This is a genomic window from Neisseria sp. HMSC068C04 (genome assembly GCF_001810105.1).
In the GTDB taxonomy this organism is placed as follows: domain Bacteria; phylum Pseudomonadota; class Gammaproteobacteria; order Burkholderiales; family Neisseriaceae; genus Neisseria; species Neisseria flavescens_B.
Window position 1 is genome coordinate 22,659 of sequence record NZ_KV799921.1, and the last position, 9,982, is coordinate 32,640.

At 47.1% G+C, this 9,982-nt stretch carries 11 protein-coding genes and 1 pseudogene; 7 read left to right on the forward strand and 5 right to left on the reverse strand.

What is annotated here, in order from left to right; translation table 11 throughout:
• Positions 1–99 precede the first annotated feature (99 nt).
• From fdx to hscA, 4 genes and pseudogenes are all read right to left on the reverse strand, one after another.
• On the reverse strand, positions 100–441 hold the full coding sequence (gene fdx, locus HMPREF2700_RS02990) for an ISC system 2Fe-2S type ferredoxin (RefSeq protein WP_003686005.1): 342 nt from the start codon (positions 439–441) through the stop codon (positions 100–102).
• 95 nt (positions 442–536) lie between these two features.
• Positions 537–896: pseudogene (locus HMPREF2700_RS02995) on the reverse strand (TIGR02328 family protein); the annotation flags it as partial.
• Entirely contained in the window at positions 893–1,522 is a 630-nt protein-coding gene (locus HMPREF2700_RS03000; protein ID WP_070589957.1) for a GIY-YIG nuclease family protein, read from the reverse strand. The gene HMPREF2700_RS03000 and the pseudogene HMPREF2700_RS02995, both read right to left, overlap by 4 nt.
• 82 nt (positions 1,523–1,604) lie before the next feature.
• On the reverse strand, positions 1,605–3,464 hold the full coding sequence (hscA, locus tag HMPREF2700_RS03005) for a Fe-S protein assembly chaperone HscA (RefSeq protein WP_070589959.1): 1,860 nt from the start codon (positions 3,462–3,464) through the stop codon (positions 1,605–1,607).
• A 244-nt stretch (positions 3,465–3,708) separates the two neighbouring features.
• On the opposite strand from hscA, the gene rpsF reads away from it, so the two are divergent.
• From rpsF to mltB, 5 genes are all read left to right on the forward strand, one after another.
• Positions 3,709–4,080 (forward strand): 30S ribosomal protein S6, encoded by a 372-nt coding sequence (gene rpsF / locus HMPREF2700_RS03010; RefSeq protein ID WP_003686150.1) that lies wholly within the window; start codon positions 3,709–3,711, stop codon positions 4,078–4,080.
• Positions 4,077–4,379, forward strand: a complete 303-nt coding sequence (gene priB, locus HMPREF2700_RS03015) for a primosomal replication protein N (protein ID WP_180947864.1) — start codon at positions 4,077–4,079, stop codon at positions 4,377–4,379. Before rpsF ends, priB begins: the two co-directional genes overlap by 4 nt.
• Positions 4,380–4,385: 6 nt before the next feature.
• Positions 4,386–4,616 (forward strand): 30S ribosomal protein S18, encoded by a 231-nt coding sequence (gene rpsR / locus HMPREF2700_RS03020; protein ID WP_003678863.1) that lies wholly within the window; start codon positions 4,386–4,388, stop codon positions 4,614–4,616.
• A 16-nt stretch (positions 4,617–4,632) separates the two neighbouring features.
• Complete coding sequence (rplI, locus tag HMPREF2700_RS03025; protein ID WP_003678862.1) at positions 4,633–5,085, forward strand: 50S ribosomal protein L9; 453 nt, start codon at positions 4,633–4,635, stop codon at positions 5,083–5,085.
• A gap of 209 nt (positions 5,086–5,294) precedes the next feature.
• The gene (gene mltB, locus HMPREF2700_RS03030; RefSeq protein WP_070589962.1) at positions 5,295–6,374 is read left to right on the forward strand and encodes a lytic murein transglycosylase B; all 1,080 of its coding nucleotides are present in this window, start codon (positions 5,295–5,297) and stop codon (positions 6,372–6,374) included.
• 59 nt (positions 6,375–6,433) lie between these two features.
• Here the strand turns inward: mltB and HMPREF2700_RS03035 are convergent, their stop codons facing one another.
• Positions 6,434–7,147: an aldose epimerase family protein gene (locus HMPREF2700_RS03035; RefSeq protein ID WP_070589965.1), complete on the reverse strand. Its 714-nt coding sequence runs from the start codon at positions 7,145–7,147 to the stop codon at positions 6,434–6,436.
• A 198-nt stretch (positions 7,148–7,345) separates the two neighbouring features.
• Here HMPREF2700_RS03035 and dnaX point away from each other — a divergent pair, with 198 nt between their 5' ends.
• Together dnaX and HMPREF2700_RS03045 are read left to right on the forward strand one after the other, a co-directional pair.
• Positions 7,346–9,349 carry a DNA polymerase III subunit gamma/tau gene (dnaX, locus tag HMPREF2700_RS03040; RefSeq protein WP_070589967.1) on the forward strand — a complete coding sequence of 668 codons (2,004 nt, stop codon included), beginning with the start codon at positions 7,346–7,348 and terminating at the stop codon, positions 9,347–9,349.
• A gap of 89 nt (positions 9,350–9,438) precedes the next feature.
• Positions 9,439–9,774, forward strand: a complete 336-nt coding sequence (locus tag HMPREF2700_RS03045; protein WP_070589969.1) for a YbaB/EbfC family nucleoid-associated protein — start codon at positions 9,439–9,441, stop codon at positions 9,772–9,774.
• The last annotated feature ends 208 nt before the right edge of the window (positions 9,775–9,982 follow it).

Sequence of the window (9,982 nt, forward strand, 5' to 3'; positions counted from 1 at the left end):
AAATCAGAAAGGTTTTGCATTTTGAAAATGAGATTGAGCATAAAATTTTAGTAACCTATGTTATTGCAAAGGTCTCGGCCTTTTTCATTAAACCTTGTTTTAATGATCTTCGCGCGCGTGGTTGATGGTGTATTTGGGGATTTCGACCACTAAGTCTTCATCGGCAACGACTGCCTGACAGCTCAGGCGCGAGTCGGCTTCCAAGCCCCATGCTTGGTCGAGTAGGTCTTCTTCCAATTCGGTCGGTTCTTCCAGGCTGTCAAAACCTTTGCGGATAATCACGTGGCAAGTTGTGCAGGCGCAGGATTTTTCGCAGGCGTGATCGACTTCGATATCGTGGTCGAGCAGTACGTCAAGGACAGTTTGGCCTTCCGGTGCGTCTTCGATAACCGCGCCTTCGGGGCATAATGTCGCGTGTGGGAGTACGGTAATTTTTGGCATTTTTATTGTCTCGGTTGTTTAAGAGTGGTTGTGGTTAAAGTGGTTTCAGACGGCCTGGGGTATTCAATATTCAGGTCGTCTGAAAAATGGGTTTGTAACATGATGCCTTTACTTCTTAAATTTTCCAGGCATTCGTCTAAGTAGGCATCATCGTGTTCGGCATAAATCGGCGAAGTAGCTGTTTCAGTCGCGTGGGAATGGTATGGGGCAACGGCTTTGCCGCGATATAGCGGGTCTTTCCATAAAACGTCAGGCTTGTAGCCGCGCTTTTCCATCTCTTCCATAATCAGTGCGTGATACAGATAGAGCTTGTAAGGCGAATGGGTGAAGACATAATTCACCGTCGCATGCGGCCTGCCCCAACCTGCCCCGCGAAGCGCGGCGCATTCGCGATGCTGCCCTAAAAGCTGGGAGCGGGGGAGTAGGGGAATAAGGGTTTGATGCCAGAGTCTCATTGTGATTCAAATAATTTTGAGTAATCTTCGTAAGCTATCTTCAAATCCTTTTTTGAGTAGGTAGTATAAATGTGAAGACCATCTTCAATTTCAGTGGTTAGCTTTGATCCGCTTTTTCCAAAGTATTCGTCTTTATATAGACGGACTTTGGAGTTTTTGGGTTTATATGCATTTTCTGAAGAGATGAGATTTCTTAATATGGAAGGATTTTGTTGGTGCTTTTCCTTAATAAAGGAGATAAATGCACTTCTGTTTACTTCAAAGATTTTTTCTTGATGATGTTCTTTGACAGTTTTTTCAAAACCTAACTCTGCTATTTCATTTTTAGGAAATACAATTTCGCCTCTTAATGAGAGAAAAAGCCTTTTTACAAGATTTTCATCAATTGCAAAAAGCTCAGTTTCTCCTATTTGGCTTTTGCCGAAAATTTCATGAAGTAAGGTTTCTTTTTCTTTATAGTTGTCGGTTTTAATGGCTAGAATACGCTCTAACCCAGCAACGTTTGCGTAGCCGTTATTTTCCAAATGGCGCATTCTAATTTCAAAATTATTTTCGTCAGTAATACCAATTTTATATACACCTTTGATGACGGTTTTCATCAGGTAGACAATACCTGCTTTTTCCATTGTTGTCCTTTATTTTTATTTCTGTGAGATGACATCTTTTCAGACGGCCTTTTATCAAAGGCCGTCTGAAATTGTTTAGGCATCAAATATTATCAACGCTTTGACCAGTCAACGCACGTTGGATGTTGCGGTTCATGCGCTTGGCGGCGAAGTTGTCGGTACTGTGGCTGAGTTTGGCGACGGCGGCGCGGATGTCTTCGGCTTTGCCGTCTTTCAGACGGCCTTGCAAAGCAGCAATGTCTTGTTGAATCTGTTGCAATTCTTCGGCTTCCAACAAATCGCTATCCAACTCAAGGGCGGCGTTGACGGCATCGGTCAGGCTTTCGGCTTCGACTACGGCTTCGGCGCGTGCGCGTGCGGCCATGTCTTCGGCAGCGTTGCTCATGCTGTCTTTGAGCATTTGGGTGATGGTGCTGTCGTCCAAGCCGTAGGAAGGTTTGACTTCGATTTGCGCCTGTACGCCGGTGCTTTGTTCTTGTGCGGAAACGGACAGTAATCCGTCGGCATCAACTTGGAAGGTCACGCGGATACGCGCTGCGCCTGCTGCCATCGGCGGAATGCCTCGCAGGGTAAATTTGGCAAGGCTGCGGCAGTCGGAAACGAGTTCGCGCTCGCCTTGCACGACGTGTATCGTCATGGCGGTTTGACCGTCTTTGAAAGTGGTGAAGTCCTGCGCACGCGCGGTAGGAATGGTGGAGTTGCGCGGGATGATTTTTTCGGCAAGACCGCCGTAGGTTTCCAAACCAAGCGACAAAGGGGTAACGTCCAGTAGCAGCCATTCGCTGTCGGTTTTGTTGCCGGCAAGGACGTTTGCCTGTATGGCGGCACCGAGTGCGACCACTTCGTCAGGATTGAGGTTATTCAGCGGAGTTTGACCAAAGAATGTGGCAACTGCTTGTTGAACGTGCAGCATACGGGTAGAGCCGCCAACCATAATCACGCCCTTGACATCGGCCTTGGTTACGCCGGCATCTTTCAAAGCCTGTTTGACGGGCTCGATGGTTTTTTGTACCAGATTTTGGGTCAGGTTGTGAAACTCTTGGCGGGTAATGACGGTATGAATGTTATGGCCGTCTGAAAGTGTGGTTTCGATGACGGCTTCGGTTTGAGTAGTCAGTTTTTCTTTGGCAGTACGGACAAGGGAAAGCAGAAGTTGGCTGTCTTGTTCGTTGAGTTTGGAGAGGTCGTTTTGTTCGAGTAGGTAGCAGAACAAACGATGATCGAAGTCGTCGCCGCCCAATGCGCTGTTGCCGCCGGTGGCTTTTACTTCAAACAGGCCTTTGGTCAGTTGCAATACGGATACGTCGAATGTGCCGCCGCCCAAGTCGTAAACGACAAACGTACCTTCTGAGGCGTTATCCAGTCCGTAGGCAATTGCGGCAGCGGTCGGCTCGTTGAGGAGGCGCAAGACATTCAAGCCTGCCAAGCGCGCGGCATCTTTGGTGGCTTGGCGTTGGGCATCGTCAAAATAAGCGGGTACGGTGATAACGGCACCAACCAAATCACCGCCCAATGTTTCTTCGGCGCGCAATTTGAGGGCTTTGAGGATTTCTGCCGATACTTCGATAGGCGTTTTCGCGCCTTGACGGGTGTTTAATTCGACCACGCGCTCATTGGGTGTAAATCGATAGGGCAGGTATTGCGCCTCTTGTGCGAGGTCGGTAAGGGTGCGGCCGATTAAGCGTTTTGCGGAGCTGATTGTATTTAGCGGATCGGTTTTTTGGGCGGAAAGGGCATTTTTGCCGACTTCAACTTCGCCATCCAAATAACGAACAACCGAAGGCAGGGTGGCGCGGCCGTCTGAATCAGGTAGGCAGACTGCGCTGCCGCTGCGGACGGTGGCAACCAAGCTGTTGGTTGTACCTAAATCAATGCCTACGGCGAGGCGGTGTTGATGGGGGGCGGCGGACATGCCGGGTTCTGAAATCTGCAAAAGAGCCATGATTGTGTGCCTTCTGATGCTGTATTTATTAGGATGGGCAGATTTTAGCAGATTTTTGGCAGATAGTTGAGTGGTTTGCTAGGAAATAACCATAAGGCCTATTGTTGTTTTTTAATTGAAAAGAAAGTAGATTTTGAATTCAGACTTGTATTCTTTAAGAAATGCGGATAAAATTCAGCCTCTTTGCCTTGCCTTTTACTTCGCATGGTGAAAGGCTGTTTTTAATCATCCATAAGGAGATAACATGCGTCATTACGAGATCGTGTTTATCGTTCATCCTGATCAAAGCGAGCAAGTGCCTGCTATGGTTGAGCGTTACAAAACCATGATTACTGAAGCCAGCGGTAAAATCCACCGTTTGGAAGACTGGGGCCGTCGTCAATTGGCTTACCCAATCAACAAAATCCACAAAGCACACTATGTTTTGATGAATATCGAAACTACTCCTGAAGTGGTTGAAGAGCTGGAAACTGCTTTCCGCTTCAATGATGCCGTACTGCGTCACCTGACCATCAAAACAAAACACGCTGTAACTGAAGCTTCCCCAATGCTGGGCGGCGAAAAAGCAAAAAACTTGCTGAACGGTGCAGCTGAAGAAGTTGCAGCAGCCGAATAAGATTGAATAATCTGATTAAGCTTACCGCCCGTATCTTGCAGGTTCAGCCTTTGAGATATACGCCGGCAGGAATTCCTGTTTTAGATATTGTGTTACAACATGAGTCTTGGCAGGAAGAAAACGGACAGAAATGTCTGGTCAAATTTGAAATTCCCGCGCGGATTTTAGGTAAGCAGGCTGAAGAATGGCAGTATCGGCAAGATGCCGTCATCGAGTCGGAAGGTTTTTTGGCGCAACGCAGCCAACGCTTCCCCAAGCCGGTACTACGCATACAGAACATTAAAGAATATAAAGGTTAAACGACAATGGCTCGTCAATCATTCAAACGTAGAAAATTCTGCCGCTTTACGGCTGAAAAAATCCAAGAAGTTGATTACAAACAAGTTGATTTGTTGAAAGACTTCATCTCTGAAAACGGCAAAATCATCCCTGCCCGCATTACTGGTACTAAAGCACACTACCAACGTCAGTTGGCTACCGCTGTGAAACGTGCCCGTTTCCTGGCTCTGTTGCCTTACACCGATCAACACAAATAATTTTGGAGTTTAAATCATGCAAATTATTCTGTTAGAAAAAATCGGCGGTCTGGGTAACTTGGGTGATATCGTTACCGTTAAAAACGGTTACGCACGCAACTTCCTGATCCCTGCCGGTAAAGCAAAACGTGCAACCGAAGCCAACATGAAAGAATTCGAAGCACGCCGCGCTGAATTGGAAGCCAAACAAGCTGAAATCTTGGCTGATGCTAAAGCACGCCAAGAAAAACTGGAAGGCCAAACCATTACTGTTGCTCAAAAAGCCGGTGTTGATGGTCGTCTGTTCGGTTCTGTTACCAATGCCGACATCGCTGAAGCGATTGTTGCTGCCGGTATCCAAGCTGCTAAAGCAAACGTACGTCTGCCTAACGGTCCTTTGAAAGCTGTTGGCGAATACGAAGTTGAAGTGGCTCTGCACACTGACGCTGTTGCTAAAATTACCGTTGCTGTTGTTGCAGCCGCTGAGTAATTGATTCATTCAAGGCCGTCTGAAAATCAAGGGTTTCCTTGGATTTCAGACGGCCTTGTCTATGTGCTTGAGCCGAAGCAAATCAGTGCCGAGTTGTTTATATTTTTGGCTGGTTAAAAAGTATGGTAGTTGGCATAGAGAGATGATGTGTTGGACGAATATTCTTTCGTATTCGGATTTATCATAGTATTTTAATAAAGAGATTATTTATGAATAAAATCAAAATCTTTGGGATGGGTCTGGCTGCTTTGGCTCTGGCTTCATGTAGTACCCCGCAAAAGCCTGCGGTTGATACGACAAAACCGGTTGAACCTGTTTCCTCTGCAAAACGTCCTGTATTTGATTCTGCGGCTGAATCTGTTGCCAGCAGCGGTTTCAATGAGAACGTCAATGTTCAGCAGTTTATCCAATATGAAGTGAAAAACCGCCGTTTCAGTGCGGAAGAATTGCGTAACTTCTTCAATGGCGTGGTGTATAAAGGCAATATTATTACCATTATGTACCGCCCAAGCACTTCGCGTCCTTGGTATGAATTCCGCACTGGTAACTCTGGTGCGGTCAAATTTAATGGCGGCAGACAATTCTATGCGGCAAACCGTGCCGTAATCGATGATGTGGCACGCAAATACGGCGTACCTGCCGAATTAATTGTGGCGATTCTCGGTATCGAAACTAATTACGGCAAAAATACGGGCAGCTTCCGCGTTGCCGATGCCTTGAGTACATTGGCCTTTGATTATCCTCGCCGTGCCGAGTTTTTCCAAAACGAGTTGAGTGAACTTTTGCAGATGGCAAAAGAAGAAAAAGAAAATGTCTTTGACTTCAAAGGCAGCTATGCCGGTGCGATGGGTATGCCGCAATTTATGCCTTCAAGCTACCGTAAATGGGCGGTAGACTATGATGATGATGGTCATCGCGATATTTGGAATAATGTCGGCGATGTGGCGGCTTCTGTCGCCAATTATATGAAGCAGCATGGTTGGCAGACCGGTGGTAAGATGGTTGTGCCGGTAAGTCTGACGATTACTCCGCACTTGCAGGCGATTATCGATGAGAAAACAGCTTTGACACGCACTGTCGCAGATTTCAAAGCTTTGGGTGTGGTGCCTCAAGCTGCTGTTGCGGATAATGAAAAGGCTGTGTTGTATGCTTTGGAAACCAGCCCGGGCGTATTTGAATACTATTTGGGCCTGAATAACTTCTACACTGTATGGCAATACAACCACAGCCGTATGTATGTAACAGCGGTACGCGATATTGCAAATGCAATCAATAACAATGGCCTATAAGCCATAAGAAAACCACCCATTTGGGTGGTTTTTAAGTATTTATGACTTTACAGAATAATTTAAGCCATCAGTCTGATTTTCATGGCGTAACGTTTTTTGCTGTGCCCTGAAACAAACTGTCCGCCTCGTGCAGGGGATAAAAATGCATTGCCTTCTGCGGTTGGCTCTGCACAAGTATATTGGCCGTTTCGATCGCTCCAGAGGGCATACACAGGCAGATTTTGAGTGCGGATATCCAGTTTCAAACCGTCAAATGCAACGTGTGCATCCTGGTCGGAGGAAACAAATTCGGTATGGGAGATATAGTCGGCATCGTATGGGGCGCCGTTGAAATCAAATTGTGTACCGACGGCGGTAAAGTAGGGGTGGAATCCCGGGGATGTGCGGACGGGCGATTCGCCGTAATTGCAGACAGTTAGGATAGCGATGGCTTCATCTTCGTTAGGCAGGCTGTAATCAAGCAACCATTCGACGTGTTCATAGCCTTTTTCTGTGCTGATTAATTTCAAGCCGATATCCGATTCATTTTGATGGCGGATTTCCCAGTCTGAAGTTCTACCGAAACCATGTTGGGCCAGATGATTTTTGCTGTCCGGTCCGAATTGGGGTAAGCAAACGTGCATACCGCCGCGTAATTTTGTGTCATCGCCTACTTGAACGCTGGTTTTCGGAAATAAGACTTCCCGTCCTTTTAGAGTTAGGGAATCAATGTATCCGCCCATTGTATTGACTTGCATAGTGGCTGATTGGTTGCGTAGTATGATTTCGGGCATAATGATTTGAGCTTCAAATTGTTTATCATTTGTGTAGCATTCTAATATTGCGATGACATGCTGTCGCCGTCGGCTTGATAGAAAATCCTTAATAAAAATCAAAAAAATGCTAGAATATATGCCATTTTCTGAGGCCGTCTGAAAAGCGGATAATTCTTTTCAGACGGCCTTCCGATTTATTTCCCGTAGAGAAACAACATGGCTTATCAAGTTCTTGCACGAAAATGGCGTCCGAAAACCTTTGCCGATTTGGTCGGTCAGGAACACGTCGTCAAAGCCCTGCGCAACGCGCTGGACGAAGGCCGTCTGCACCATGCCTATCTGCTGACAGGAACGCGCGGTGTGGGCAAGACCACGATTGCTAGGATTTTGGCCAAGAGCTTGAACTGCGAAAATGCCGTGCATGGCGAGCCGTGCGGTCAGTGTGAAAGCTGTACGCAAATCGACAGCGGCCGTTATGTGGATTTATTGGAAATCGACGCGGCATCGAATACAGGTATCGACAATATCCGCGAAGTGTTGGAAAACGCACAATATGCGCCGACTGCGGGTAAATACAAAGTCTATATCATCGACGAAGTGCATATGCTTTCCAAAAGCGCGTTCAATGCCATGCTGAAGACTTTGGAAGAACCGCCTGAACACGTTAAATTCATTTTGGCGACCACCGATCCGCACAAAGTCCCCATTACCGTATTGAGCCGCTGTCTGCAGTTTGTGTTGCGCAACATGACAACCCAACAGGTTGCCGAGCATTTGGCACATGTATTGGACCGTGAAAATGTTCCTTATCAGCCGCAGGCTTTGCAGCTTTTAGGCCGCGCCGCCGCCGGTTCGATGCGTGATGCGTTGAGTCTTTTGGATCAGGCGATTGCCATGGGTTCGGGTAAAGTTGCCGAACAAGATGTCCGCCAAATGATCGGAGCGGTCGATAAACAATATTTGTTTGAATTGCTTGAAGGAATCATCAATCAAAACGGTGAGGCCTTGCTGGAAAAAGCTCAGGAAATGTCCGCCAGAGCAATTGGTTTTGACAGCGCATTGGCAGAATTGGCCATGCTGTTGCAACGTTTGGCTTTGATTCAAACCATTCCTTCCGCCTTGGCAAATGACGATCCTGAACGTGAAACTTTGCTGCGATTAAGTCAGGCTTTGAGTGGCGAGCAGATTCAGCTTTATTATCAATGTGCTATTCATGGAAAACAGGATTTGCCGCTGGCTCCGGACGAGTATGCCGGTTTTGTCATGACGCTTTTGCGCATGCTTGCATTTGCGCCGTTGGCTGCTTCGGGTTGCGATACGCAAAGTCAAATTGAACACACGGATTTGCATTCCGACCATCAGAAAGCTGAGGCCGAAAAAAAGCCTTTTCAGCTGCCGAAATCTGAGTCGATAGCAGCACCGGCGGTTGAGAAAGAGGCTGTTCCGACCAAACAGGATATCGTTGAAAGGCCGTCTGAAGAAACTATTCAGTCTGCTCAACAACAACAGGTGGATGTACCGCCTTGGGAGGAAATGCCGAGCCAAGTATCGGCTGAGCCGCCTCAAACACAAACGGCGCAGATGCAAGAAGCGGAGGCACCATTGCCTGTTGCAAAAGTTCAGACGGCCCCTGAGCCGGAAGAATATCCGCACATGGATGAGGAAATTCCGCCTCCGTATTTTGATGAAGCATATACATATGAAGATTCACACCATGCTGATGTGATGGAAGTGCCGCAGCCGGTTGCGTCTGCTGAGCCTGAAGAAGAGGAGGGAGATGAAGAAGAGCTTCAGTTCGCTCCTTTGCCTGAGTTTAAAACAGAGAATTGGCACAGTATTATCGAACGCTTCGCCCGTAAATTAGGCGCGGCGCAGATGTTGGCACAAAATGCGGCATGGACGAGTTATGATGCGGAAGCAGGTTTAATCATGCTGTCGTTGACGGATGAGGCCAAAGCGACTGCCAATAAAGAGCGCTTGGATAAAATCTGCCAGACGTTGAGCGAGGCCTACCATCTTGGTAATTTAAGGCTGCAAACCGAGCCTTGGCAGGATGATAAAGGCTGGGAAACGCCGGTTATGCGCCGCAAACGTATTCAAGAAGAAGGGCGGCAGCAGGCGCAAGATTTGCTGGAAGCGGATACAACGGCGCAGAAAATCTTGCAAACCTTTGAAGCACAATGGCTGCCGGATTCTTTAGAGTTGGCAGGACATTCTTAAAATATTGATATACAAGGCCGTCTGAAAGGCAATAGCGTTTTCAGACGGCATGAGTGAAACCCATTTATTCAAACCCATAGGAGTAAAACATGTTCGGAAAAGCCGGATTAGGCGGCCTGATGAAACAGGCGCAACAAATGCAGGAAAACATGAAAAAGGCACAAGCCAAGCTGGCTGAAACCGAAGTTGAAGGCGAAGCAGGCAATGGTTTGGTAAAAGTGGTGATGACGTGTTCACACGTTGTCCGCAAACTTGAAATCAGCCCTGATTTGATTCAAGAGGCCGCTGACGACAAAGAAATGCTGGAAGATTTGGTATTGGCTGCCATCAATACCGCTTCTGAAAAAGCCGAAGAAACCACCAACAAAACCATGGGTGCGTTTACCCAAGGCCTGCCGGCAGGCATGGGCGACTTCTTCCGCTAAATCCACGCAGCAAAGCAAACAAAGGTCGTCTGAAACACTAAAAATCAGTTTCAGACGGCCTTTGGATTATCTGTTTTGCAGATTGAAATCAACATATCGGCAGTTATTCCGCCGAAGGTATATTGAGTGTTTATTGCATTCAAATCTGCTCAACTAATATTATAGTGGATTAACTTTAAACCAGTACGGCGTTGCCTCGCCTTGCCGT

Excerpts from the sequence above, each read along its gene's own strand:
- rpsR (WP_003678863.1), top strand. The coding sequence starts at position 4,386 with ATGGCTCGTCAATCATTCAAACGTAGAAAATTCTGCCGCTTTACGGCT.
- hscA (WP_070589959.1), bottom strand. The coding sequence starts at position 3,464 with ATGGCTCTTTTGCAGATTTCAGAACCCGGCATGTCCGCCGCCCCCCAT.
- mltB (WP_070589962.1), top strand. The coding sequence starts at position 5,295 with ATGAATAAAATCAAAATCTTTGGGATGGGTCTGGCTGCTTTGGCTCTG.
- HMPREF2700_RS03000 (WP_070589957.1), bottom strand. The coding sequence starts at position 1,522 with ATGGAAAAAGCAGGTATTGTCTACCTGATGAAAACCGTCATCAAAGGT.
- HMPREF2700_RS03045 (WP_070589969.1), top strand. The coding sequence starts at position 9,439 with ATGTTCGGAAAAGCCGGATTAGGCGGCCTGATGAAACAGGCGCAACAA.
- rplI (WP_003678862.1), top strand. The coding sequence starts at position 4,633 with ATGCAAATTATTCTGTTAGAAAAAATCGGCGGTCTGGGTAACTTGGGT.
- fdx (WP_003686005.1), bottom strand. The coding sequence starts at position 441 with ATGCCAAAAATTACCGTACTCCCACACGCGACATTATGCCCCGAAGGC.
- dnaX (WP_070589967.1), top strand. The coding sequence starts at position 7,346 with ATGGCTTATCAAGTTCTTGCACGAAAATGGCGTCCGAAAACCTTTGCC.
- rpsF (WP_003686150.1), top strand. The coding sequence starts at position 3,709 with ATGCGTCATTACGAGATCGTGTTTATCGTTCATCCTGATCAAAGCGAG.
- HMPREF2700_RS03035 (WP_070589965.1), bottom strand. The coding sequence starts at position 7,147 with ATGCCCGAAATCATACTACGCAACCAATCAGCCACTATGCAAGTCAAT.